Source organism: Streptomyces sp. NPDC001858 (assembly GCF_053594615.1).
This window is the reverse complement of sequence record NZ_JBSFEV010000029.1, coordinates 1-23,899: the sequence shown is the minus strand read 5'-3', so window position 1 is coordinate 23,899 and position 23,899 is coordinate 1. Positions and strand designations below refer to the sequence as shown.

The following is a 23,899-nucleotide window of genomic DNA, read 5'->3' as shown; positions in this document are numbered from 1 at the left end:
AGTGTTTCTGGCCATGTGGCCAGGACAGCAGCCGCCCGGGGGAGAGCAGAACCCGCAGGCGCAGAACAATCCGTACCAGCAGCCGGGATACCAGCAGCCGAATCCGTATCAGCAACCCGGCTACCAGCAGCAGCCGAACCCCTATGCGCAGCAACCGCAGTGGGGCGCCCAGTCGCCCCCGGGCGCACCGACGCCGCCGCCCGTCGGGCCCGGCGGCAGCGGTGCGGGCGGCGGTGCCGGCGGTGGCGGTGGCAACCGGACGAAGTTGGTGGCGATCGTCGCCGCCTCGGCCGTCGTCGTGGCCGCCGCGGTCACCGGGTTCCTGGTGCTGGGCGGCGATGACGACGACCCGGCCGACGTGGCCAAGGGCAGCGCGAGTCCGACGGCATCCGCGTCCGCCTCGGCGTCCGGCTCGTCCGGCACGGACGACAACCCGCGCAGCAGCGAGACCGAGAAGGCGACGGTCGCCGGCTGGAAGGTCGTCGTGAACCCCAAGTGGGGCATCGCCTTCGACGTGCCGGCCGACTGGGAGGTCCAGAAGCCGGGGCTCAGCCAGGGCTTCGAGTGGGAGGACAAGACCAAGACCGACGGCTACGACCGGATCCTGATGGGCGGCACGGCCGAGTTCAAGTCGAAGTGGTGCTCCACGGACGCCGACAAGGACGGCAAGACCGACGACACCCCGCTGGCCATGGTCGGCAGCAAGGGCGCCGAAGGGGCCAAGACCACCGACGAGATCGCGGTGAACGGGCCCGCGTGGTGGGTGTTCGGCGGCTACACCGAGCCGGACAGGAAGAGCATCACCTTCGACAAGAAGGCCACCGCGTTCACGACCGCCTCCGGCATCGTGGGCAGTTACGCCTGGGCGCAGTCGACGAACACGCCCCAGAAGGGCAAGTGCGACAGCGACGGCAAGGCGATCACGTTCGGCTTCAAGAACTCCAACGGCGACTACGTGTCGTGGAACCTGTACGCCGCCAAGGGCGTGAAGGAAGAGCTCCCCAAGGCCACGATCATGCAGATCCTCAGCACCGTGCGCCTGAACGGAACGCCGACGGAACGCTGAGCGGCAGCGCCCCGAAGGGGCGCGGGGAACTGCGCGACCAGCCCCGACGGCGCCGCAGCGCAACGACGGCACATCGTGGCACGTCCAGCGGAGCGCCCGAGCGGAGCCGGCCGGCTCGGACCGCCGCCGGGCCGGCCGACGCCCGGCCGGTTCAGCCGATGCCGAACGCGCCCTCGGGCGGCTCGGGCGACGGCACGGCGTCCTCGTCCCGTACGGGTCGCGCGTCGCCGATGAACCGGCGCAGGCCGGGCCCGTGCTCCACCCGGGCCGGGAACGCGTCGGAGGCGGTACGCCGGGCCAGGGCGGGCACGTCGAGTGGATGGTGCGCGGCGGCGAGCACCGCGTTGCCGAACCGGCGTCCGCGCAGCACGCCCGGCTCGGCGATCAGCACCAGCTCCTCGAACACCGCGGCGAGATTGGCCAGTTGGGACCGCAGGAAGTCGAAGGGCGCCGAGTCCGCGAGGTTCGCGAGATAGACGCCGTCGGCGCGCAGGACCCGTCCGGCCTGCTGGGCGTAGGCGAGGGACGTCAGCTGGGCGGGGACGCGCGAGCCGCCGAAGACATCGGCGACGAGCACGTCGGCCGAGTCGTCCGGAGCCGCCTCCAGCCAGGCCCGCGCGTCGGCGGCGTGCAGCGCGATGCCGGACCCGGCCGGGACGGGAAGGTGCTCCGCGACCAGCTCCAGCAGGCCGCGGTCGAACTCGACGACGTCCTGCCGGGTGCCCGGCCGGGTCGCGGCCAGGTACCGGGGCAGGGTGAGCGCGCCGCCGCCGAGATGCGCCGCGTCCAGGGGCCGGCCCGGCTCGGCGACGATGTCCAGGACGTGCCCCAGCCGCCGTGCGTACTCGAACTCCAGGTAGGTGGGGTCGTCGAGGTCGACGTACGACTGCGGCGCGCCGTCGACCGTCAGCAGCCAGGCCCGCTCCCGGTCGACGTCGGGCATCAGCTTGGCGGTGCCGTGGTCGACGGCGCGGGTGACGGGTATGGGCTCGTCGTTCACCGCTTCATTGTGCCCGTGGGACACCGCCCTCCGGGACGCACGGCGGTGTCAGCCCTTCACCCGCACAGCCCTCACAGCACGGCCGTCACGGTCCCCGCCCCCACGGTGCGACCGCCCTCCCGGATCGCGAAGCCCAGGCCCGGCTCCAGCGGCACCTCGCGCCCCAGCTCGACGGTCATGGCCACCCGCTCCCCGGGCCGCGCCACCGCCGCCTCCCCCAGGTCCACATCCCCCACGACGTCCGCCGTGCGGATGTAGAACTGCGGCCGGTACCCGGTGGAGACGGGCGTCGTACGACCCCCCTCCCGCGCCGACAGCACATACACCTGGGCGGTGAACCGACGGCTCGGACTCACGCTCCCCGGCGCCGTGACCACGTGCCCGCGCCGGACGGCGTCCCGCGGCACCCCGCGCAGCAGCAGCGCCACGTTGTCCCCGGCCTGGGCCTCGTCCATCGGCTTCCCGAAGGTCTCCAGGCCGGTGACGACGGTCTCCAGCCCCGCGCCGAGCACGTCGATCCGGTCGCCCACCCGGACCCTGCCCCGCTCCACGGCCCCGGTGACGACGGTCCCCCGGCCGGTGATGGTGAGCACGTTCTCCACGGGCAGCAGGAACGGCGCGTCGAGGTACCGCTCGGGCATGGGGACGTAGGTGTCCACGGCGTCGAGCAGCGCGTCGATCGAGGCCGTCCAGCGGGGGTCGCCGGCCAGGGCCCGCAGCCCCGACACCCGTACGACGGGCGTGGCGTCGCCGCCGTAGCCGTGCTCGGTGAGCAGGTCGCGGACCTCCAGTTCGACGAGGTCCATGAGCTCCTCGTCCCCGGAGTCGGCCTTGTTGAGCGCGACGACGACGTGGTCCACCCCCACCTGCCGGGCGAGCAGCACGTGTTCGGCGGTCTGCGGCATGATCCCGTCGAGCGCGGAGACGACGAGGATCGCCCCGTCGAGCTGCGCGGCGCCGGTGACCATGTTCTTGACGTAGTCGGCGTGCCCCGGCATGTCCACGTGCGCGTAGTGCCGGGTGTCGGTCTCGTACTCGACGTGCGCGATGTTGATGGTGATGCCGCGCGCGGCCTCCTCCGGAGCGCGGTCGATCCGGTCGAACGGCACGAACGTGCCGGCCCCGCGGTCGGCGAGGACCTTGGTGATGGCGGCGGTCAGGGTGGTCTTGCCGTGGTCGACGTGACCCATGGTGCCGATGTTCAGGTGCGGCTTGGTCCGCACGTAAGCGGTCTTGGGCATGGCTGTACCTCGAAGCGTGTCCGTAGGAAGTGGGGACCCCGAGGTACTCGCCGACCCTCCCCCTGCGGGGTCCGCCGGACAATCCGGAGAGGGTCAGCTTCGGGCGCCGTCGACAGCGGCCGCGAGGGGCGGAACGGCAGCCTTCGGAGCATCCGCGACGGCGGATGCTGCGAGAACGAAGGCGAACCGGAACATGGACCCGATCATCGCGGACGGTTCGTACGACGTCGAATGGTTTTCCACGCATGGAAACGCACGGGTCAGGCGAAGTCGGCAGCGCCCTGAAAGGGGCGCGGGGAACTGCGCGACCAGCCACGACGGCGCCGCACCGGAACGACAGCGCATGGGCGGCACATGGCGGCACGTCCAACGGGACGCTCAGCCGTCCCCGATGTTCTTCAGGGCCTCGCGGGCCGACAGTGGTGCGAGGCGGGTCCGTTCCCGGGTGACGAAGGCGCGGACGGCCTCCGGGTCGGTCTTGGCGTACTCGCGCAGCGACCAGCCGATGGCCTTGCGGACGAAGAAGTCCGGGTGGCCGGACTGACGCAGGCAGTAGGCGAACAGCCGGTCGGCGTCCGTGCGGTCCTTGTAGCGGAGCTGGTGGAGCAGCGCGGTGCGGGCGACCCACAGGTCCTCGTCGGCGATCCAGACGTCCATGTCGGCGGCGAGCCGGCGGTCGGCCTCGACCAGGGCGCCGACCACATGGGCGGCGAGCAGGTCGACCGTGTCCCACCAGGACGTCGTGGCGACGAGCCGGCGGGCGACGGGCAGGAACCCCGACGACAGCCGTCCCGTGTGCCGACGCAGGTAGTCGACGGCGAAGTAGTGGTACTCGCGGTGCGGCAGGGCCCAGCAGCGCAGGGCGATCGCCGTGCAGTCGGCCTCGTCGGGGCGGGGCGTGCCCGCGAGGACGGTGCGGGACAGGGCGCGGCGGTCGGCGGTGGGCAGCCCGAGGAAGGGGGCGACGTCCTTCATGTAGGCCTGCATGGCCGCCGCCCGCTCCGGGTCGACCGCGCCGCCGTACGCGGACGTCAGCCGCGCCAGCACAGCGTCGGCGAGAACGCTGTCCGGCACGCCGATCGTTTGCGCACCTGTCACGGTCATGAGACGAACCATACGGCGATCACACATGTCCGTCGGTTAGTGTCGCGGTCATGCTCGATGCCACCACCCGCTCTGGTGACACCGCCACGGCCTTTCCCCCGGCCACCGCCTCGGACCTCGTCGTTCCGGTGCGCGTCGTCACCGCCCCCGCAGCCCCCGCCGGTCTTCTCGCGCGCTGCGGCAGAGTGCTGCTGTCGCCGTGGTCCCGTTTCGCGCTGCTGGTCGCGCTGCTGGCGACGGCCGGTGCGAGCGTGCTGCTCTTCGAGCCGCAGAAGCTCCTCGCGGACGGCTGGCCGCCGCAGTTGGGCGGCCCCACGGCGGCCGTGGTGTTCGCGGTGGCCTACGGGCTGTGCACCGTGGCGTTCGTGCCGAGACCGCTGCTGAACCTGGCCGCGGGCGCGCTGTTCGGCTCCGCGGTGGGTCTGGGCACCTCGCTGGCGGGCACCGTGCTGGGCGCCGGGCTCGCCTTCGGCCTCGGCCGCGTGCTGGGCCAGGACGCCCTGCGGCCCCTGCTGCGCGGACGGCTGCTGACGGCGGCGGACGGCCAGTTGAGCCGGCACGGGATGCGCTCGATGCTGGCGGCGCGGCTGTTCCCCGGGCTGCCGTTCTGGGGCGTGAACTACTGCGCGGCCGTCTCCCGGATGCGCTGGACGCCCTTCCTGGTGGCGACCGCGCTGGGCTCGATCCCCAACACGGCCGCCTACGTCGTGGCCGGCGCCCGCGCCTCGGCGCCGACCTCGCCGGCCTTCCTGATCGCCCTGGCCGCCATCGCGCTGCCGACGGTGGCGGGCGCGGTGATGGCCTGGCGCAAACGCCACCACCTGCGCAAGCCCTGACCCCGGAAGAAGCCTCAGCCGCCCCGGGTCTCCGCCTTCCGGACGTTCCGGACGGCTACTCGGGCCCCCGGTACACGTCCAGCCGTCCGCACATCCCGAACTTCCCGTACGCCGACGGCTCCTCGGCCCTGACGACCGCCTCGGCGAGGTGGGAGACATCGCCGGCCGCGAGCCGGTCGAGCTGCTCCCCGGTGGCTTCCGCGGCCGCCCGCGCCCCGCGCAGCCAGCGTTCGCGCCACTCGGCGAGCCGGGGCCGGACGAGCGCGGCGGCGGCCCGGTGGAAGTCGGCCAGGGCCGCCGGAACGTCCGGCGCCTCGCGCAGCGCCCGGTAGCCCTCCAGCGCGAGATCGCGCCGGGCGCGGGCGATCCGGGCCTGCTGCTCCTCCGGGGCGTCGGCGGGGATCACGGTCGCGGCGGCGTACGTCTCGGGGTCGGTGAGGTACTCCGGGGGCAGGGTGAGCACCGCGTCGCCCGCCTCCGGCAGCCCGCTGTTCTGCATCAGGACGGCGATGCGCAGGTCGTCCTCGTTGACCAGCCGGTGGACGGTGCCCGGTGTGAACCAGGCGACGGTGCCGGGCGCGAGGGGCGTGACCTCGTACCCGGACGCCGTCAGGGTCTGCACCGAGCCGCGCCCGCCGGTCACGACGTACCCCTCCGAACAGGTCAGATGCAGGTGCGGAGTTCCGCCGTGCAGGCCGTCGGCGGCGGGCCAGTCGTACACGCACAGGTGCGAGACGGCGACCCCGCCGGGCAGTCCCGCGTACTCGCTCACCAGGGGTGCGCCTTCAGGTACGCGTCGATCGCGTCCCGCTCCCAGGCGCTGTCGGCGACGATCACCCGGTAGCGGCGGGTGAGCGTGTCGCCGGGGGCGAGCTCCAGTTCGTCGAAGAACGCCCAGGACGGGGCGATGCCCGCGAAGGGCTCGTTGCGGACGAACCAGTGGGCCGGGTGGGTCCCCGCGGCGCCGGAGTGGTCGTTCTCGGGGGCGTGCGCGAAGACGACCGTGGCGTGGCCGTCGGCGCCGTCGTGCTCGCCGGACAGGGCGAGCCAGGGGCTCTGCGAGGCCATCAGCTCCGGGCCCTCGCCCTCGGGGCCGATGATCCGGCCGTCCCGGAAGGCGCGCGGACCGCGCCAGAACAGGCCCGTGTAGCCGGCCAGCTCCCGCCCGGCGGTGGTCGGGCTGCCGAAGCGCAGCGGCTCGTCGCGACGGTTGGTGACGGCGCTGGTCCAGGTCAGCGCCCAGGAACCGGCGTCCGGGTCGACGTCGTGCACCTCGATCCGGCGAATCTCGTCGGCCCACAGCTCGCCGCTGTGCGGATGCCAGGTCAGCCGCTCGGCGATGACGACCCGGCCCGCGTCGGCCGCGACCTCGTCGAAGCCGACGTGCGCCATCGAGCCGACCCGCTCGGGCAGTTCGAGATACCCCTCGCCGTGGACGTACGAGTTCCCGCCCCACAGGTTGGCGCCCGAGAGGTGCGAGGCGGTCAGCGACAGCCCCTTGTGCCAGCGGTGGTCGTTGGGCCGGTAGTCCGTGACGACGTCGCCGGCGAGGGTGCGCAGCGGGTGGATGTACGGCCGCGGCGCCTCCCAGGCCGCCTCGGGCCGGTAGACGTAGGCGAGCAGTTCGACGCCGGTGGCCGGGTCGGTCACCGTGATGCGGTCGCCGTGGGCGTGGACGAGACGCAGGTCCCCGCTCATGCCGGCACCTCCGCGCCCACCGGGGCCGTGCCCACCGCGGTCGTGCCCGGCGCCCAGCCCGGGGCGCCGCCGTGCAGGGCCGTGTAGTACGGGTCGCCGGGGCCGATCTCGCCCCGCCGCACCGTGGTGTCCGTGAACGCCGACTTGTACAGCGCGGAGATCAGCTCCAGGCTGGTCCGCCCGTCCGGGCCGCTGCTGCGCGGCCGCTGCCCGGCGCGCATGCTGGCGACCAGCTCGCGCAGCTGCGCGACATGCGAACTCGGGACGTCGGGGCCGAAGTCCTGCCAGGCCGCCGCCTCGTCGCCCGGGACGCCCGGGGCCGGGGTGACGGTCCAGTCGGCGTTGGAGTGGCCGTAGAGGTGGGTGAGCTCGACGGTGGCGCGCTCGCAGTCGATCCGGATGCGGCTGACCTCGTCGGGGCTCAGGACGCTGTTGACGACGGTGGCCATGGCCCCGCTCTCGAAGCGGACCAGGGCGGTGGAGACGTCCTCCGTCTCCACGTCGTGCACGAGCCGGCCGGCCATGGCCCGCACCTCGCGCCACGGGCCGAGGAGGTCGAGCAGCAGGTCCATCTGGTGGATGCCGTGGCCCATCGCCGGGCCGCCGCCCTCGGTCTGCCAGCGACCCCGCCAGGGCACCGCGTAGTAGGCGGTGTCGCGGTACCAGGTGGTCTGACAGTGCGCGACGAGCGGCCGTCCGAGGGCCTGCTCGTCGAGCAGCCGCCGCACGTGCCGCGTCCCGGACCCGAAGCGGTGCTGGAACACGATCGAGGAGTACGGCCCCGACTTCTCGCCCTCCTCCGCCTCGACGGCGTCGTAGTCGGCCAGGGTCGGCACGGGCGGCTTCTCGCACCACACCCAGGCGCCGGCCCGCAGCGCGGCCACGCTCTGCTCGCGATGCAGGGTCGGCGGGGTGCAGATGGTCACCAGATCCGGGCGCTGCTCAGCGAGCATCAGTTCGAGATCGGTATAGGCGTGCGGGACGCCGCCCTCCGCGCAGAACGCCTCGACGGCACTGGCATCGATGTCAACGGCCGCCACCACCTCGGTCTCGCCCTCGGCGGCGAGCTCCTGGAGCGCCGACAGATGGGAGCCGCGCCCGATGGCGCCGGTGCCGATGACGGCGGCCCGGATGGGGCGGCCGTCGAGGGGGACAGGCAGCGGAGTGGATGGGGACATGGGCGTGATCAGCACTCCTCCGACGAACGGCCGTACGGCCGACGAGCCAGCAACCGAGCAGGAAGCGTGCGGCACGCACGCACAGCAAGCGCTTTCCCCTCGGAGGCAACGTATGCGGCGGCCGGGTGACCGGTCAACCATCCGGAGCTTCGAGCCTGCGACGGACCAATGCCGCAGCTCACGCGCGGTCGAACGGGGCAACTGACCTTGCCCTTCAAACCCCTGTGGCGAACCTGTCACACGGGACCGCTACGCTTCCTTTGCACACTCTTGATCACCGGACCTCACCGGACGCGGCGGCCTGCCGTCGCGGTCGCCCCTTCCGATCGGCGCTTGGACTTCCTGACCTCATGTCTTGGTTCGAATCTCTCATCCTCGGACTCGTCCAGGGGCTGACCGAGTTCCTCCCCGTCTCCTCCAGTGCGCATCTGCGGCTGACCGCGGCGTTCTCCGGCTGGGAGGACCCCGGCGCCGCCTTCACGGCGATCACGCAGATCGGCACGGAAGCGGCGGTGCTGATCTACTTCCGCAAGGACATCGGCCGGATCATCGCGGCCTGGAGCCGGTCGCTCTTCGACAAGACGATGCGCAAGGACCACGACGCCCAGATGGGCTGGCTGGTGATCGTCGGCTCGATCCCGATCGGGCTGCTGGGCGTCACCCTCAAGGACCAGATCGAGGGGCCGTTCCGCGATCTGCGGATCACCGCGACCATGCTCGTCGTGGTCGGCATCGTGATCGGCATCGCCGACCGGCTCGCGGCCCGGGACGAGGCGGGCGCGAAGCACCGCGCGCCCAAGCAGCGCAAGAGCCTGGAGAACCTCGGGGTCAAGGACGGCCTGATCTTCGGCCTCTGCCAGGCCTGCGCCCTCATCCCCGGCGTCTCGCGCTCCGGCGCCACCATCAGCGGCGGCCTGTTCATGGGCTACAAGCGCGAGGCCGCGGCCCGCTACTCCTTCCTGCTGGCCATTCCGGCCGTCCTCGCCTCGGGCGTCTTCGAGACGAAGGACGCGCTGGAGGGCGGCCATGTGGCCTGGGGTCCGACCATGTTCGCGACGGTCATCGCCTTCGTCACCGGCTACGCGGTCATCGCATGGTTCATGAAGTTCATCAGCACGAAGTCCTTCATGCCGTTCGTCTACTACCGCGTCGTCCTGGGCATCGTGCTGATCGTCCTGGTCAGCATGGGCGTCCTGAGCCCGCACGCGGCGGAGTCGGCCGGCTGACCGGGCACCCGAACAGCTACTTTTCGCCAGCTGAACCCATAGCGAATTGGCCGGGACCAGGGAACTCTGGGACGGTTCCCGACATGATCATCTCCCAGTCGCCTCCCACTCTCCCGCCCTCCGGCAGCAACGAAGACCCCCGCGTTCAGGTCGCGGGGGTTTTCCGTGTGCCGTCGCCGGCGGCGGGGTGGAGCAGGACGAGGGCTACGGCCCTGGTGTCGTGACCAACGAGGGTCGCTCGAGGAGCGCCACGGTCACTCGATCGGACGAGTTCGGGTGCGATTCGGCCGGAAGCGGCAGGGGCTGCCCTCGCCCTACTTGCCCGACGGCCTACGACGTACCGGCGGGACGGAACCGAGGGGGTCGGACAGCACCACCGGCATGCGGTCGGGTGTCCGCTGCTGCCGCGACGACGGGCACGATCCGGGATGGAAGTGAAGCGTGATGCCGGGGCCCGACGCGGCCATGTGGTCGTAGACGTCGGGCTCGCCGACGATCCGGGAACCACAGCGGTCGCACATCATCGCCGCGCACCCACCTTGATCACGCGGACGAGGGCCCGCCCGGTGTCGCAGATCGGCGCGGCCTGACAATCGGGGCAGGCGTTCGGACCGGCGGCATGGCGGTACAGGGCGGCCTGCGCAGCACGGGTCACGCAGCCGCGGGAGGCACGCGCGCACACGAGACGCCCGCCCTGCTCACGCCTCCCGAGGTCCACCGCCGTCTCGGGGGTGAGGGTCTCGTTGTCGTACACGCACACACGGCCGTCCATCTGCGGGACGGAAAGCCCCGCCGGGACGGGCAGCAGTGCAAGTGCCTCAGGGGTGGGAATGCCAGTGGTCACGGCGGGTTCCGATGCCGTCATCACGCCTCCACAGTCACGGTGATCGGTCTCACACCCGTGACCGTAAGACGCGGTACAACAGTGGAGGGCACGCAAAGTGCGTGCCTTGGTTCGGGGGCACGCAATGGACACTTCTGACATCGGCCGCCGCATCGCCTACTGGCGCGACAGGAGAGGCTTCACCCAGACCGACTTCGGCCAGCTCATGGGCCAGACGAAGCGGTGGGTGCAGGACATCGAAGGCGGGAAACGCCAGCAGGATCCGCGCCTGTCGGTACTCGTGCGGGCGTCCGAGGTTCTGCGTGTGTCCCTCGAGCAACTCTTGTCCGACAGCCCGCCCGCGCCAGCTGCGGGAAGCACCCCGCCTGGCGACGCCCTCGGCGTCATCGACGCCCTGTATGCCCCCGCCGCCGACACGGACATGCCCACGCCAGTGGTATTGCGGAGGCGGCTCGTCTACTGCTGCGAGGCCTTCCAGGCCTGTCACTACGCCACGCTCGCTCGCGAGCTGCCCATCCTGATCGCCGCTGCCAGGCAGGCGGCACACAGCGCCCCCGTCGGAGCGCAGGCCGAAACTCAGGGCGTGCTCTCCCGGGTCTACCAGCTGGTGACGTCGTACCTGCACAAGTACGGGCAGTCGACAGCCATCCAGGCTGCGCTCGCCGCAGACCGGGCGCTCGTCGCTGCGGAGCGGTCCGGCGACCCGGTCCAGATCGGGGCCGCGGCCCGGCGGGTGGCGAAGAGCCTCGTCCACCAGCAGCGGCCGCAGACCGCGGTGGAGTTCGCGACTGCCGCCGCCCGACGACTCGAAGGCGGGCTCGTCGAGCAAGGACCGCTCGGCCTGTCCACTCTCGGCATGCTGTATTTGGCCGCCTCGTTTGCCGCGTCCTCGCAGGAGCGCACAACTGCCCGGGTGCGCGCGGCCACCGACTACGTCGACGCGGCCGGTGACGTGGCTGCCCGGCAAGGCGGGGACCGGAACGAGGACTGGACGATGTTCGGTCCAACCAACGTTGGGCTGCACCGGGTGGACATGCTGATCCGGTTCGAGGACGGCTGGTCGGCGCTCGAAGCCGCTGACGGCCTCGACCGGGAGGCACTCGCCAGGATGAGCCGGGAGCGGCAGGCCGGACACCATGTCGCGATGGCACGCGCTTCGCTCTTGACGCGGCGAAAGGACGATGCGGCGAAGGCGCTCCTGGAAGCCGACAAGCTGACCCCTGAGGAAGTACGGGGCACGCCAGCCACGGTAAACCTGGTCAAGGACGTGGTCTGCGCGACAGCCACCCCAGAGCCTCAGTTGCGTGCGCTGGCCGAACGCTGTGGACTCCGGGGATGACCACTCCCGTGCTGTACCTGATCGCCTGCGCCGCAGGGCCCACCCAGTACATCGACGACGGCGTGCGCGTCGCCCAGCGCGATGGGTGGGATGTGTGCCTGATCCTGACTCCGTCCGCAGCGACTTGGTGGGAGCCCCGCATGCAGGAACTCGTCGACCTGACCGGGCATCCGGTGCGGTCGCGGTACAAGCTGCCGTGGGAGAAGGATGCGTTGCCGAAGGCGGCTGCGATGCTGGTGGCGCCTTTGTCGAGCACCACGCTGAACAAGTGGGGTGCTGGGATCGCGGACACCTTGGCGATCGGCATCCCCTCGGAGGCTGTGCATATGGGCGTGCCGGTCGCAACGATGCCGTACTTCAACCAGGCGCAGGGCTCGCAGCCTGCGGTGGCGAAGTCGATTGCCACGCTGCGCGGGCAGGGTGTGCTGGTGCTCGATGGGCCGGAGGGTTATGAGCCACACCCTCCGAAGCAGGGAGACCCTAAGTCGTTCCCGTGGGCGCAGGCACTCGTCGGCGTGCGGCGTCTAGTTGGCATGTAAAGGGCGGCAGCCAAGCACAACGAGGCCCCCTCCCGCCCGGCTTGTCAGGGGGCGCGGCGGAGTCGGCCGGCTGACCCTCCGACGGCGATGATCGATCAACCGTGACCAAGCCCATATCGGTGTCCGTAGCCGTCCCGTAGCGCAGTGTCAGTGCATGCGCCTAGGCTTGCCGCATGTCCCCCGATTCTGTCGCCCCTGGTTCCGTGCGGTCCGCTGCCGAGTTAAACGAGCGGATCCGGGCCCTCTGGCTGCGTGCCGGCGGGTCGCTGTCGGCCCAGGAGCGGGCCGAGTACGAACTGCTGGTGGTCGAGTGGGCCGCGGCGATCCGCAGTGACGTGGTCACGGCAATCCAGGGTGACGTGGTCACGGCGGCCTGAGCCCCGGCCGCCGGGCACACCGCCGCCCTGGACGCCTGGTTCGCCGCCGAGGCCGGTGCGGACGCCTGAGCGCTCCGCTGGAAGTGCGGCGATGTGCCGTTGTTCCGCTGCGGCGGCATCGCGGCCGACCGCGCCCGCGCGGCGGAGCCGCAGATGTCAGTGCCCGGCGCCCCTTCAGGGCGCTGCCGAACCGCAGCCGACCTCGCCCGCCCCGCTCAGGCCGGTGCGGACGCGGAGCACCGGCGTCGCGCGGACCTCGCCGCGCGGACCTCGTCGCACGGGTCCGGTGAGGCCGCCGACGGCACCCGCCGCTGGAACGACGCCGACGGGTCGGCCCCGGATCCCCGGGTCCAGGACGGTCCTGGCGAGCGGGTCGAGCAGCTGCGCGCGGCCGTGGGGCCGCGCCCGCCGCCGCCCCACGGCCCGACCGGCCTTGCGCCGGCGCCGCTCGGACAGGGCCCGGCCCTCCCTAGACTGATCGCATGATCACCCTGCCGTTCAGCGCGTTGGAAGTGGCCATGGTCCAGTCGGGCTCCCCGGCCGCGGACACGTTACGAGACACCGCCGAGTTCGCCCGGCGCATCGAGGACCTCGGCTACCTGCGGCTCTGGTATGCCGAGCACCACCATTCCCCGGCCATCGGCGCGTTCCCTCCCGTCGTCCTGATCGCGCACGCGGCGGCCTCCACCTCGTCCGTACGCCTCGGCTCCGGCGGTGTCCTCGCTCCGAACCACGCCCCGCTCATGCTGGCGGAGCAGTTCGGCACGCTGGCCGCGCTGCACCCGGACCGGATCGACCTCGGCATCGGCCGCGGCCCGGGCACCTTCGACGAGCCGACGGCACGGGCGCTGCGGCGCGGTGCGGGCCCCACGACCGACGACGAGTACCGCGCCGATGTGGCGGCGACCCTGCGGCTCCTGGTGGACGAGGTCGCGCTCGACCCGCTCCCGGAGCCCTGGCTGCTCTCCTCCAGCACGGCCGGCGCCGCGCTCGCCGCGGACCTCGGTCTGCCGATCGCCTTCGCCCATCACATCCGTCCCGACAACACCCTCGCCGCGCTCGCGCACTACCGCGCCCATTTCTCGCCGTCGCGCTGGTGTGCGCGCCCGCGCGTGCTGGTCTGCGTGGAGACGGTGTGCGCCGAGACGCAGGAGGAGGCGGCCCGACTCGCCGGCCCCATGGACGTCGTCAAGGCCGGCCTGCTCAAGGGACGAGGGGACTTCCCCTTCCCGACGCCCGCGGACGCGGCCGCGCACGCGTTCACCGCGGAGGAGACGCAGGCGCTGGCGGGCTTCCGCGCACAGCAGGCGGTCGGCTCGCCCGAGACCGTGGCGAAGCGCCTGACGGACCTGGTGGCGGCGACCCACGCGGACGAGTTGATGCTGGTCACGCCCGTCTACTCGTTGGCCGACCGGTTGCGGTCGTACGAACTCGTCCGACGGCACGTCATGGCGCCGACCGCGGCCACCGTACCGACGGCCTCCGTCCCGCAGTAGGCCCGCAGCAGGCCGCTGCGGCCTCACCGTCCGGGACCGCCCTCCGGCGTCGCCGACGCTGTCGTCGGCGGTTCGGAGCGGCCGCCCATGTCGAGCCGGAACGGCGGGTACGCGTCGGTCATCAGCGCGGCGTACGCGATCACCCGCGCGGACCAGCGGACCAGGCCCAGCAGCAGATCGAAGAGGTGGACCGGATAGCGGGCGGTGAACGCCAGGACGACCACGGCGACGAAGGAGAGGAAGGGGATCAGGCCGACACCGCGCCAGCCGCCGTCTCCCGCCCACCCCCAGCCCCACCCGCCGGTGAAGATCCCGACGACGATGTACTGCGGGATCGCCAGCAGCCACCACTTGACCAGGACCAGTCCGCGCGAGAGCCGCTCGGGATAGGCCACGTCCAGACGCGCCGGGTAGTCGGGGACGTCCGCGAGGGTGAACGGCGGGTACCGGTCGGTGCCGAGCGCGGCGTGGGCGTAGTAGCCGACCCGCCAGTTCCAGCGCAGCACTCCGACATTGAAGGTGAACAGGGACTGCGGGTACCGGCCGGTGAACAGGATCGCGAAGAACGCGACGATCGTCACGAGGACGAACGCGATCCAGAGGAAGAACAGCACGATGTAGTGCGGGACGGCCAGGAGCCACTTGACCAGCCAGAGCCATCGGGAGAGCCGGGGATCGAGAAAGGCCTCGATCCGCACAGGCGACGCGGTGACAGGATTCATGGGGCGCCTCCGATCAAGAGTCCCCACCAAAAGTCCCCACCCGGCGGCCACCCGTCCGCAGTCCCAGGCTCGCACGCGCCGTGGACGGCCGCGACCCGGGCGGATCATCCCGGGCGGGCCCCTCCCCAGGCTCCTGGCCGCAGCTCAGGCGGTGGCGTTCCAGGAGTGCGCGACGTCGATGATCAGGTGGTCGCCCGACTGCGTCACGCGGAACGGCAGCCGCGCCCGCACCCCGAGCCCGAGCACGACGGCGTCTTCGGGCGCGTCGACATAGCGCGTGTCCTGGAAGGTCTGGTAGCCGGTGACGTCCACTCCGGGCAGCGGTTGCCCGTGCGTGCCCGGGTAGGAGTCCGTGCCGGTGTCCGGGTCGTGGTTCGGCGTCACGGCGATCTGCAGGATCGCTCCGCCGGAGATGGGGATCTCCCCCGTGCCGACCGAGATCAGCTTGTCGACGTACTTCACGCGGTAGCCGATGTCACCGGTCCCCGAGCCGCCCTTGTAGTCGATGACCATCCGGTCGAAACACTCGTGCCGGCCGGTCCTGACGTTCGTCAGCGGAGGCCGGTAGTCCTCCGCCGGGCTGACCCGCTTCTCCAGGCTCCCCCAGCCGGTCTCGCACACCGTCGCCGTGGCGGTCTCGGCCTGCGCCGTCACCGCCGTCCCCGCGATGCCGGCTCCCGCCAGCGCACATGCCGCCAACGCGGTTCCCAGTCGTCGCATGTCTGCTCCCCAATAAATCGAATACACGGTCACGGCGCCAGGCCGTGTGCGTCCACGCTGGGCTCGGCATGTGACCGGACCAGGCCCGGACGATCACGAAACGGCAACGCCCGATCATGGAAGGCCGAGGTTCGGGGGCCGCGGACGCCGTACGTGGGATCGACACCCGCACAGACCTTGGCTGATCAGCTCCCATGCCGAAGACTCGGGCCATGACGCAGCGTGTGGAGCTCGCCACCGTGATGGACCGACTGGCCGTCGACGGGTTGATCACCGACTACGCCGTGGCGGTGGACGACGGAGACTGGACGGCGTACCGGGAATTGTTCACATCGGACGGACGGGCGGACTACCGTTCCGCCGGCGGTATCGAGGGGGAGGCCGGGAACGTCGCCGCCTGGCTCGCGGAGAGCATGCGGGTGTTCGCGATGCGACAGCACCTCATCGTCAACCGCCGGGTGCGCTTCGGGGTCCTGGAGCAGGACACCGGCGACACCGCCCGGGTGCAGGCCGACTACGTCAACCCGATGCGGTTGACCGCCGACGCCCCCGAGGACTCCCCGGCCGGCGCGCCCGACTTCGTCTGCGGCGGCCGGTACGCCTTCGGTCTGCTGCGGACGCCCGACGGCTGGCGGGTGCGCGAGGTGGTCGTCCGGGAGAAATGGCGGCGGCTGCCCGGCTGAGCCGAAACGCGCCCCCGCCGAGCCGAAAAGCACTCTGTCGGAGATCGTCCGCGGCGCGCACACTGGAGGCATGCAGGCGCTCACGCAGGGGTTCGGACACTGGCTCACCTCCCCCTGGCGGCGTTCGGCCGTCGCGGCTCTCGCGGGCGCGCTGCCCGTGCTCGCGTTCCCGGCGCCGGCCCTGTGGTGGTGGGCGTACCTCGCGCTCGTCCCGTGGATCCTGCTCGCCCGCTGCGCGCCGACGGCGCGGCGGGCGGCGTACGACGGCTGGTGCGGCGGCTTCGGCTTCATGCTGGCGATGCATCACTGGCTGCTGCCGTCCCTGCATGTGTTCACGCTGCTCATCGCCGCGCTGCTGGGCGCGCTGTGGGCGCCGTGGGGGTGGCTGGTGCGCCGGTTCCTCGCGGCGGACGCGATGCCGTCGCGCGGACGGGTGGCGGCCGCGCTGCTCGTTCTGCCCTCGGCCTGGCTGGCGGTCGAACTCGTCCGCTCCTGGCAGGGGCTGGGCGGGCCCTGGGGCATGCTCGGGGCCAGTCAGTGGCAGGTGCAGCCCGCGTTGCGGCTCGCCTCCGTCGGCGGGGTCTGGCTGCTGAGCCTGCTGGTGGTGGCGGTCAACGTGGCGGTCGCCGTCCTCGTCGCGCTCCCCGCGTCCCGGGCGCCGGCGCTCGCCGGGCTGGTCGCCACCGCGGCCACGGCCTCGGCGGCCTGGGTGTGGGCGCCGCGCCCCGACGGCTACGGACAGGCCCGGATCGCCGTGGTCCAGCCGGGGGTGATCGACGGGCCCGACCGACGCTTCGACCGCGAGGAGCAGCTGACCCGGCGGCTGGTCGGCCAGGACGTCGATCTGATCGTCTGGGGCGAGAGCAGCGTCGGATACGACCTCGCCGAGCGGCCCGATCTGGCCGATCGCCTGGCGCGGCTGTCCCGCGCGACCGGCGCGGACATCCTCGTCAACGTCGACGCCCGCCGCTCCGACCGGCCCGGCATCTACAAGAGCTCGATCCTCGTCGGCCCCGACGGTCCGACCGGCGACCGGTACGACAAGATGCGGCTCGTGCCGTTCGGCGAGTACATACCGGCCCGTTCGCTGCTCGGCTGGGCCACCTCCGTCGGCAAGGCGGCCGGCGAGGACCGGCGGCGCGGCGCCGGGCAGGTCGTGATGGACGCCGCGCCGGGCCTGCGCATCGGGCCGATGGTGTGCTTCGAGACCGCCTTCCCCGACATGAGCCGGCATCTCGCCGAGGACGGCAGCGACGTGCTGGTCGCCCAGTCGTCGACCTCCACCTTCCAGCACAGTTGGGCGCCCGCGGAGCACGCGTCGCTGGGCGCGCTGCGCGCCGCGGAGACCGGGCGGCCGTTCGTCCACGCCACCCTCACCGGCGTCTCCGCCGTGTACGACGCGAGCGGCCGGCGCATCGGCTCATGGCTGGGGACGCAGTCGAGCACGACGGCCGTCTACGAGGTCCCGCTCGCCGACGGCGTCACCCCGTACGTCCGCTACGGCGACTGGCCGGTCCATCTGGCCCTGCTGACGCTCGTGGCCCTCGGGCTCACCGAGGGGAGCCGGGCGGTCAGGCTGCGGCGGACCGGTCCCGCACCGCTCGGACCACCCGCTCGCACAGCTCGTGAGTGGCCAGCGCGTCCCGGGCGCTGAGCACCTTTCCGGCGCGGACGGCGTCCAGGAAGGCGAGGACCGCCTGCTCGATGCCGCGCTGCCGGGCCACCGGGACCCAGTCGCCGCGCCGCCGCACGGTCGGCTGGCCCTTGTGGTCGATGACCTCGGCGAGGTTGACGACCTGCCGCTTGGTGTCCTGCCCGGACACCTCCAGGATCTCCTCGTTCGAGCCGCTGAGCCGGTTCATCACACCGAGTGCGGTGAAGCCGTCCCCGCTGAGCTGGAGGACTATGTGGTGCAGCAGCCCCTTCTCGACGCGGGCGCGCACGGTGACGTCGTCCACCGGGCCCGGCGCCAGGAAGCGCAGGGTGTCGACGACGTGGATGAAGTCGTCCAGGACCATCCGGCGCGGTTCCTCGGGCAGTCCGATCCGGTTCTTCTGCATGATGATCAGCTCGCGCGGATGGTCGGCGCACTGCGCGTACCCGGGCGCGAAACGCCGGTTGAAACCGACGGCGAGGGACGTGTCGCGCGCCTGCGCGAGCGCCACCAGCCGTTCGGAGTCGGCGAGTTCGTAGGCGAGCGGCTTGTCGACATACGTCGGGACGCCCGCTTCGAGCAGCCGGGCGACGATCTCGGGGTGGGCGGCGGTGGGCGCGTGCACGAACGCCGCGTCCAGGCCGACGGCGAGCAGCGCGTCGAGGTCGCGGTGGCGCTGCTCGCGGGGCAGCCGCAGGCTGTCGGCGACCCGGTCCAGGGTGGCCGGGGTGCGGGTCTGCAGCTGCAGTTCGACCCCGGGCAACGCGCCGAGCACGGGCAGATACGCCTTCTGCGCGATGTCGCCGAGTCCGATGCAGCCGACCTTCACGGGGTGCTCCCTCAACTCTCGCCTGTCTCCCGGGCAGCATACGGCGCACCGGAAAACCCGTGGTGGGCGCGGGCGCCTCGGGGTCACCATGCGGGGATGACTTCTACGCAGCGCAGCGAACCCGCCCAGAACGCCGACGAACGCACCATGCTGGAAGGCTGGCTGGACTACCACCGGCAGACCCTGGCCATGAAGTGCGCGGGCCTCACCGACGAGCAGCTCCGGACCGCCTCGGCGCCGCCCTCCGAACTCTCGCTGATGGGCCTGGTGCGGCACATGGCGGAGGTGGAACGCAGCTGGTTCCGCAGGGTACTCGTGGGCGACGGCGCGGAGCCGCTCTACTACAGCGACGAGGACCGGGACGGCGAGTTCCACCTCACCGAGCAGGACACCTGGGCGCAGGCCCACGCCACCTGGCAGGCCGAGATCGAGGTCGCCCGGCGGTACGCGGCCGGCTTCGCCCTGGAGGAACTCTCGCGCGGCAAGAGCAGGTACACCGACGAACCGTTCAGCCTGCGCTGGATCTACACCCACATGATCGAGGAATACGCCCGCCACAACGGCCACGCGGATCTGCTCCGCGAACGCATCGACGGCGCAACTGGGGACTGAGGCTCCGCGCCCCTTCAGGGCGCTGCCGCTCCCTTCTTACGGGGTACGGGATCACCCGTATGGGTCAACCTCGGGTGGTCCGCTGTTGCTCGGGCGGTCACAGCCGCCAGAGTTGCGCGGGTGCAGCGAACCACCACCACCGCCACGCTCCTGGTCACCGTGGCCTTCTCGACCCTCTCCGGATGCATGACCGTCCCGCGTCCGCCCGCGCCGGATCCGGCCGCGGCTGCGTCCCGGCCGCCCGTGCCGCGGCCGGAGGGGCGGGCCGAGACGCAGGTCGTACAGGCGCCGGCCCGTGAGGCGCTGGAGATGATCGCGCCGTCCCGGAAGCCGGAACCGACGGCGCCGGCCACCCCGGCACAGCGGCGGCAGCGGGCGGCGGCGCCGGCCGAGCAGCCGCCCGCGCCCCGTTCGCGTCCGCACGTCCGGCCGCCCCGCCCGGAGCCGCGTCGGCCCGCACTGCCGCGGGTGGAGATTCCGGAGGTGGCGGCGGAGGTGCGCCGGAACACCGATGTGTGCGCGCTCGGCAGGAAGTACGGCGGGTGGCAGCGGGACAGCCAGGAAGCGGAGATCTGCGAACAGGCCTACGGCCGCTGAGGATTCACGCCTCCCCGTCCACCCGGACCGGTTCGCCCGCCCCGTTTTCCCGCCCCGTTTCTCCCGCCCGCCGGATCATCCCTCGCGCCGCCACTCCCCCTCCCCCAGTCTCAGCTCCATCCTGCTGATCGCCGCCCGTACGCCGTCCCCGTAGCTGTCGTCGCCCAGCGCCGCGGCCGCCCTGCGCGCCCTGCGGACATGGGTCCGGGCGGCCTCGGCGCGGTCGAGCTTCACGTAGTCCGCCGCGAGGTTGAGGTGCAGGGAGGGATAGAGCGCCCGCGCCTCCACCGACCCCTCGTGCTCCTGCGCCGCCGTCAGCGCCCGCAGGTCCCAGGCCAGTTCGTCCGCAGGGTCGTCGTGGGTGTCGGCCAGGTAGTGGGCGAGGGTGCAGCGGTGCAGCGGGTCGCCGTCCTCGCCGACCTCCGTCCACAGGTCGAGGAGGCGGTGCCGGGCCTCCTCGCGGTCTCCCCCGTGGTGCAGCATCACGACCTGCCCGATCCGCGTGAGCAGCGCCTCCGACGCCGTCCGACCCTGTCTCTTCGCCACCCAGGCCTCCCTTGCGTCGATGCGTCGACGCTAGCCGCACGCACCGGCGATCGGGGTCAGGCGGCACCGGGACCGGACGCTCCAGGTTCGGTCAGGTCAGGTTCGGGATCGTCCAGTCGATCGGCTCGTGGCCCTGCTGCGCCACCGCCGCGTCGATCTGCGTGAACGGACGGGAGCCGAAGAACTTCTTCGCCGACAGCGGCGAGGGGTGCGCGCCCTTGACCACGATGTGCCGGCTCTCGTCGATCAGCGGCAGCTTCTTCTGCGCGTAGTTGCCCCACAGCACGAAGACGGCCGGGTCGGGCCGGTCGGCCACGGCGCGGATCACCGCGTCCGTGAACTTCTCCCAGCCCTTGCCCTTGTGCGAGTTCGCCTCGCCGGAGCGGACCGTGAGGACCGCGTTGAGCAGCAGGACGCCCTGCTGGGCCCACGGCATCAGATAGCCGTTGTCCGGGATCGGGGTGCCCAGCTCCTCGTGCATCTCCTTGTAGATGTTGCGCAGCGAGGGCGGGATCTTCACTCCCGGCCGCACCGAGAAGCACAGGCCGTGCCCCTGGCCCTCGCCGTGGTACGGGTCCTGGCCGAGGACGAGCACCTTCACCCGGTCGTACGGCGTCGCGTCGAGTGCGGCGAACACCTCCTCGCGGGGAGGGTAGACGGGCCCCTTGGCCCGCTCCTCCTCGACGAACTCCGTCAGCTCCTTGAAGTAGGGCTGCTGCAGCTCGTCGCCCAGAACCCCGTGCCAGGACTCGGGCAGCATGGCGATGTCGGTCACGTCAACGTCCTCCGTTGTGCGGTCACTTCCAGACCACAGAACCTACAGGCGACCACTGACAACCGGCCCCGCCGACCGCGGAACGACCGCCGACCGACCGCCGGACGGCCACCGAACGGCCACCGAACGACCACCGAACGGCCACCGAACGACTACCAGCTGGTCTTCCGTGACAGTTCCCAGACCATCATGATCGTCGACGGGTCCAGGGCGCGCTCCCCGCCGGAAACCTCCTCCGACGAGGCGATGTACTGCTTGCCCTGCCACAGCGGCAGCAGCCGGGCGTCGTCGACCAGGATCTGCTGGGCCGCCTCGAAGTCCTTGACCACGTTGGCGCGGTCGCTCTCCTCGCGGGAGCGCGGCAGCAGCACCTGGGTGATCTCCTTCGCCGGGTAGGGCGTGCCGAGCGCGTTCTGGTCGCCGACGAACGGGGCGATGAAGTTGTCGGCGTCCGGGAAGTCCGGGGCCCAGCCGCGCCCGAACACCGGGTACTCGCCGTTCTCGTAGCCGCGCACATAGGTGTTCCAGGGGCGGCTCTTGAGGGTGACGGAGAACAGGCCGGAGGCGTCCAGCTGCCTCTTGATCTCCTTGAACTCCAGGGCGGTGTCGGAGCCGTAGCGGTCGGAGGTGTACCAGAGGGTGAGCGGGACGGTCTCGGTGATCCCGTCGTCGGCGAGGATCGAGCGGGCCTTGGCGGTGCTGGGGTCGCCGAAGGAGTCGAAGAAACCGGTGGTGTGGCCGGTCAGACCGCTCGGCACCATGGAGTAGAGCGGGTCGACGGTGTCCTTGTAGACCTTGTGGGCGATCGCCTTGCGGTCGATGACCTGGGCGACGGCCCGGCGCACGGAGACCTTGTTCGACCAGGTGTCCTTGGGGTTGAACACCAGGTAGTTGATGTTGCTGCCGGCGGCCTCGACGAGCTGCAGCTCGTCGGCGGCGCCCTTGCTCTCCAGGGCGACGATGTCGTCGGCGGCGAGACCCTGGTAGGTGATGTCGATGTCCTTGGCGCGCAGGGCCTTGACCATCTCGCCGGAGTCCTGGAAGTAGCGGATGGTCACCGCGTCGTTCTTGCGTTCGGCGAAGCCCTTGTAGTTGTCGTTGCGCACCAGCACGGCCTGCTTGCCCTCTTCGTAGGACTTCAGCCGGTACGGCCCGGAGCCGACGATGCTGTCGTCCTTGCGCAGGGACTTCGCGGGGTAGTCGTCGGGGTCGACGAGGGACATGCCGGGGGTGGCGAGCACGAACGGGAAGGTGGCGTCCGCCTTGTTGAGGCGGAAGAGCACCACGTTGTCGCCCTTGGTCTCGACGCTGTCCAGGCTGCCCAGGAGCCCGTTGGGACCGGTGGGCGCGTCGATCGCCCTGATCCGGTCGATCGAGTGCTTCACGGCCTTCGCGTCGATCGTGTCGCCGTTGGAGAACTTGAGGCCGTCGCGCAGTTCGCACTGGTACGTGCGGCTCGAAGTGTCCGTGAACTCACAGGACTCGGCCGCGTCGGGCTGCGGCTCCGTCGCCCCGTTGGGGTAGCTCAGCAGCGTCTGGTAGATGTTGCGGAACAGCTCCCAGGAGCCGTCCCAGGCCGCGGCGGGGTCCAGCGTGCTGGGCGCACTGGTGGTGCCCACGACGATCGGTCCGGCGTCGTCGTAGCTCTCCTCCCCCAGGAGGCTGCACCCGGCCACCAGGGATATGGACACGATCGCAGCCACCTGCTGCAAGGATCGGTTCCGGTTGAACACGTGCACGCTCCTCGATCTGCCATGCCAAGGGTTGGCAGACCATACCGCAGCGCCGCACGGCCTGAAGCGGCGGCAGTGCGGGAGTCTTGATCACTTTTTGTCTGACGACGTTGTCATCGCCATATATGACGTGCGGGCGACGACAAGGCGCCGTTTCCGTCGAGGAAACGGCGCCCGGTCGCACGCGTCGGGGCTCAGCCCACGCCGGCGTTGAGGAAGATGCCGCCGTCGACGACGAGCGTCTGGCCGGTGATCCAGTCCGACTGCTCCGAGGTCAGGAACGCGGCGGTGCCGCCGATGTCGGAGGGCACGCCGAGCCGGGCCAGCGGGTAGGCGGCGGCCGCCTCCGCCTCGCGGCCCTCGTACAGGGCGGCGGCGAACTTGGTCTTCACCACGGCCGGGGCGATCGCGTTGACCCGCACGCGCGGCGCGAACTCGTGCGCCAACTGCTGGGTCAGGTTGATCATCGCGGCCTTGCTGATGCCGTACGCGCCGATGAACGGCGAGGCCGACAGGCCCGCGACGGAGGAGATGTTGACGATCGCGCCGCCGTTGTCCTTCTGCCAGGCGTGCCAGGTCTTCTGCGCGAAGCCGAGCGCGGAGACCACGTTGGTCTCGAAGACCTTGCGGGCCACCTCCAGGTCGAGGTCGGCGATGGGCCCGAACACCGGGTTCGTACCGGCGTTGTTGACCAGGAAGTCGACGCGGCCGAAGGCCTCCATGGTGCGCTCGACGGCGGCGGCCTGGTGCGCGAGGTCGTGCGCCTTGCCGGCGACGCCGATGACCCGGTCGGCGCCGAGCTGTTCGACGGCCTCCTTGAGGGCGTCCTCGCCCCGGCCGGTGATGCAGACCCGGTCGCCGCGGGCGACGAGCGCCTCGGCGACGCCGTAGCCGATGCCCCGGCTCGCGCCGGTGACGAGGGCGACCTTGCCGGAGAGTGCGGGCAGTTCAGTCATGTCGGTGATCCTCAGTCGTCCCTTGTGGCCGTCAGGGCGTGTTTCGAAAGTAGCGTCGTCCGCCCGGAGGGCGGGCCCGGCGGCGTCTGGTGCGTGCGATCGCAAGGCGGAGGGTCGCCCCGATACTG

Annotated in this window: 26 protein-coding genes; 12 read left to right on the top strand and 14 right to left on the bottom strand. The window is 71.7% G+C overall.

The window, feature by feature from the left end; all coding sequences use genetic code 11:
* The first annotated feature begins 13 nt into the window (after positions 1-13).
* Complete coding sequence (locus tag ACWCPF_RS31775; RefSeq protein ID WP_451048552.1) at positions 14-1,066, top strand: hypothetical protein; 1,053 nt, start codon at positions 14-16, stop codon at positions 1,064-1,066.
* A gap of 151 nt (positions 1,067-1,217) precedes the next feature.
* Here ACWCPF_RS31775 and ACWCPF_RS31770 read toward each other — a convergent pair whose 3' ends face one another.
* The 3 genes from ACWCPF_RS31770 to ACWCPF_RS31760 all read right to left on the bottom strand — a co-directional run bounded on the left by ACWCPF_RS31770 (position 1,218) and on the right by ACWCPF_RS31760 (position 4,411).
* Positions 1,218-2,009 (bottom strand): spermidine synthase, encoded by a 792-nt coding sequence (locus ACWCPF_RS31770; protein WP_451048645.1) that lies wholly within the window; start codon positions 2,007-2,009, stop codon positions 1,218-1,220.
* Positions 2,010-2,137: 128 nt separating this feature from the next.
* Complete coding sequence (gene tuf, locus ACWCPF_RS31765) at positions 2,138-3,307, bottom strand: elongation factor Tu (protein ID WP_451048551.1); 1,170 nt, start codon at positions 3,305-3,307, stop codon at positions 2,138-2,140.
* A gap of 378 nt (positions 3,308-3,685) precedes the next feature.
* Entirely contained in the window at positions 3,686-4,411 is a 726-nt protein-coding gene (locus ACWCPF_RS31760; RefSeq protein WP_451048550.1) for a DNA alkylation repair protein, read from the bottom strand.
* A 50-nt stretch (positions 4,412-4,461) separates the two neighbouring features.
* On the opposite strand from ACWCPF_RS31760, the gene ACWCPF_RS31755 reads away from it, so the two are divergent.
* Positions 4,462-5,247, top strand: coding sequence for a TVP38/TMEM64 family protein (locus ACWCPF_RS31755; protein WP_451048549.1), 786 nt, complete (start codon positions 4,462-4,464; stop codon positions 5,245-5,247).
* Positions 5,248-5,302: 55 nt separating this feature from the next.
* On the opposite strand, the gene ACWCPF_RS31750 is transcribed toward ACWCPF_RS31755, so the two are convergent.
* Genes ACWCPF_RS31750 through ACWCPF_RS31740 form a run of 3 tightly spaced genes read right to left on the bottom strand, consistent with a single transcriptional unit; the run spans position 5,303 to position 8,123 of the window.
* The gene (locus ACWCPF_RS31750) at positions 5,303-6,022 is read right to left on the bottom strand and encodes a cupin (protein WP_451048644.1); all 720 of its coding nucleotides are present in this window, start codon (positions 6,020-6,022) and stop codon (positions 5,303-5,305) included.
* Entirely contained in the window at positions 6,016-6,945 is a 930-nt protein-coding gene (locus tag ACWCPF_RS31745) for a DUF6807 domain-containing protein (protein ID WP_451048548.1), read from the bottom strand. The genes ACWCPF_RS31750 and ACWCPF_RS31745 overlap by 7 nt, the downstream gene beginning before the upstream one ends.
* Entirely contained in the window at positions 6,942-8,123 is a 1,182-nt protein-coding gene (locus tag ACWCPF_RS31740; RefSeq protein ID WP_451048547.1) for a Gfo/Idh/MocA family protein, read from the bottom strand. Before ACWCPF_RS31740 ends, ACWCPF_RS31745 begins: the two co-directional genes overlap by 4 nt.
* A 350-nt stretch (positions 8,124-8,473) precedes the next feature.
* Here ACWCPF_RS31740 and ACWCPF_RS31735 point away from each other — a divergent pair, with 350 nt between their 5' ends.
* The gene (locus ACWCPF_RS31735) at positions 8,474-9,349 is read left to right on the top strand and encodes an undecaprenyl-diphosphate phosphatase (protein ID WP_358808117.1); all 876 of its coding nucleotides are present in this window, start codon (positions 8,474-8,476) and stop codon (positions 9,347-9,349) included.
* A 520-nt stretch (positions 9,350-9,869) separates the two neighbouring features.
* Here the strand turns inward: ACWCPF_RS31735 and ACWCPF_RS31730 are convergent.
* Complete coding sequence (locus ACWCPF_RS31730; protein ID WP_451048546.1) at positions 9,870-10,193, bottom strand: hypothetical protein; 324 nt, start codon at positions 10,191-10,193, stop codon at positions 9,870-9,872.
* Between the two features lie 124 nt (positions 10,194-10,317).
* Here ACWCPF_RS31730 and ACWCPF_RS31725 point away from each other — a divergent pair, with 124 nt between their 5' ends.
* The 5 genes from ACWCPF_RS31725 to ACWCPF_RS31705 all read left to right on the top strand — a co-directional run bounded on the left by ACWCPF_RS31725 (position 10,318) and on the right by ACWCPF_RS31705 (position 13,944).
* A complete protein-coding gene (locus tag ACWCPF_RS31725) occupies positions 10,318-11,532 on the top strand; it encodes a helix-turn-helix domain-containing protein (protein WP_451048545.1) in 1,215 nt (404 codons plus the stop codon).
* Positions 11,529-12,071 (top strand): flavoprotein, encoded by a 543-nt coding sequence (locus ACWCPF_RS31720; RefSeq protein WP_451048544.1) that lies wholly within the window; start codon positions 11,529-11,531, stop codon positions 12,069-12,071. Before ACWCPF_RS31725 ends, ACWCPF_RS31720 begins: the two co-directional genes overlap by 4 nt.
* 173 nt (positions 12,072-12,244) lie before the next feature.
* On the top strand, positions 12,245-12,448 hold the full coding sequence (locus tag ACWCPF_RS31715) for a hypothetical protein (RefSeq protein ID WP_451048543.1): 204 nt from the start codon (positions 12,245-12,247) through the stop codon (positions 12,446-12,448).
* 93 nt (positions 12,449-12,541) lie between these two features.
* Positions 12,542-12,934: a hypothetical protein gene (locus ACWCPF_RS31710; protein WP_451048542.1), complete on the top strand. Its 393-nt coding sequence runs from the start codon at positions 12,542-12,544 to the stop codon at positions 12,932-12,934.
* Positions 12,931-13,944, top strand: a complete 1,014-nt coding sequence (locus tag ACWCPF_RS31705) for an LLM class flavin-dependent oxidoreductase (RefSeq protein ID WP_451048541.1) — start codon at positions 12,931-12,933, stop codon at positions 13,942-13,944. Before ACWCPF_RS31710 ends, ACWCPF_RS31705 begins: the two co-directional genes overlap by 4 nt.
* A gap of 23 nt (positions 13,945-13,967) precedes the next feature.
* Here ACWCPF_RS31705 and ACWCPF_RS31700 read toward each other — a convergent pair whose 3' ends face one another.
* Both ACWCPF_RS31700 and ACWCPF_RS31695 read right to left on the bottom strand, forming a co-directional pair.
* A complete protein-coding gene (locus tag ACWCPF_RS31700; RefSeq protein ID WP_451048540.1) occupies positions 13,968-14,666 on the bottom strand; it encodes a DUF4389 domain-containing protein in 699 nt (232 codons plus the stop codon).
* 144 nt (positions 14,667-14,810) lie between these two features.
* The gene (locus ACWCPF_RS31695; protein WP_451048539.1) at positions 14,811-15,386 is read right to left on the bottom strand and encodes an AMIN-like domain-containing (lipo)protein; all 576 of its coding nucleotides are present in this window, start codon (positions 15,384-15,386) and stop codon (positions 14,811-14,813) included.
* Positions 15,387-15,598: 212 nt separating this feature from the next.
* Between ACWCPF_RS31695 and ACWCPF_RS31690 the strand changes: the two genes are divergently transcribed.
* Positions 15,599-16,069: a nuclear transport factor 2 family protein gene (locus tag ACWCPF_RS31690; protein ID WP_451048538.1), complete on the top strand. Its 471-nt coding sequence runs from the start codon at positions 15,599-15,601 to the stop codon at positions 16,067-16,069.
* A gap of 70 nt (positions 16,070-16,139) precedes the next feature.
* Positions 16,140-17,723 (top strand): apolipoprotein N-acyltransferase, encoded by a 1,584-nt coding sequence (gene lnt, locus ACWCPF_RS31685; protein ID WP_451048537.1) that lies wholly within the window; start codon positions 16,140-16,142, stop codon positions 17,721-17,723.
* Here the strand turns inward: lnt and ACWCPF_RS31680 are convergent.
* Positions 17,641-18,552: a Gfo/Idh/MocA family protein gene (locus ACWCPF_RS31680; protein WP_451048536.1), complete on the bottom strand. Its 912-nt coding sequence runs from the start codon at positions 18,550-18,552 to the stop codon at positions 17,641-17,643. The genes lnt and ACWCPF_RS31680 overlap by 83 nt on opposite strands.
* A 96-nt stretch (positions 18,553-18,648) precedes the next feature.
* Here ACWCPF_RS31680 and ACWCPF_RS31675 point away from each other — a divergent pair, with 96 nt between their 5' ends.
* Complete coding sequence (locus tag ACWCPF_RS31675) at positions 18,649-19,164, top strand: DinB family protein (protein ID WP_451048535.1); 516 nt, start codon at positions 18,649-18,651, stop codon at positions 19,162-19,164.
* A 120-nt stretch (positions 19,165-19,284) separates the two neighbouring features.
* Complete coding sequence (locus ACWCPF_RS31670) at positions 19,285-19,761, top strand: hypothetical protein (RefSeq protein WP_451048534.1); 477 nt, start codon at positions 19,285-19,287, stop codon at positions 19,759-19,761.
* 75 nt (positions 19,762-19,836) lie between these two features.
* Here the strand turns inward: ACWCPF_RS31670 and ACWCPF_RS31665 are convergent, their stop codons facing one another.
* The 4 genes from ACWCPF_RS31665 to ACWCPF_RS31650 all read right to left on the bottom strand — a co-directional run bounded on the left by ACWCPF_RS31665 (position 19,837) and on the right by ACWCPF_RS31650 (position 23,771).
* Positions 19,837-20,307, bottom strand: coding sequence for a hypothetical protein (locus ACWCPF_RS31665; protein ID WP_451048533.1), 471 nt, complete (start codon positions 20,305-20,307; stop codon positions 19,837-19,839).
* Between the two features lie 91 nt (positions 20,308-20,398).
* Positions 20,399-21,082 carry a uracil-DNA glycosylase gene (ung, locus tag ACWCPF_RS31660; RefSeq protein WP_451048532.1) on the bottom strand — a complete coding sequence of 228 codons (684 nt, stop codon included), beginning with the start codon at positions 21,080-21,082 and terminating at the stop codon, positions 20,399-20,401.
* Between the two features lie 152 nt (positions 21,083-21,234).
* Positions 21,235-22,815, bottom strand: a complete 1,581-nt coding sequence (locus ACWCPF_RS31655) for an ABC transporter substrate-binding protein (RefSeq protein WP_451048531.1) — start codon at positions 22,813-22,815, stop codon at positions 21,235-21,237.
* A 194-nt stretch (positions 22,816-23,009) separates the two neighbouring features.
* A complete protein-coding gene (locus ACWCPF_RS31650; RefSeq protein ID WP_451048530.1) occupies positions 23,010-23,771 on the bottom strand; it encodes an SDR family oxidoreductase in 762 nt (253 codons plus the stop codon).
* Positions 23,772-23,899 lie beyond the last annotated feature (128 nt).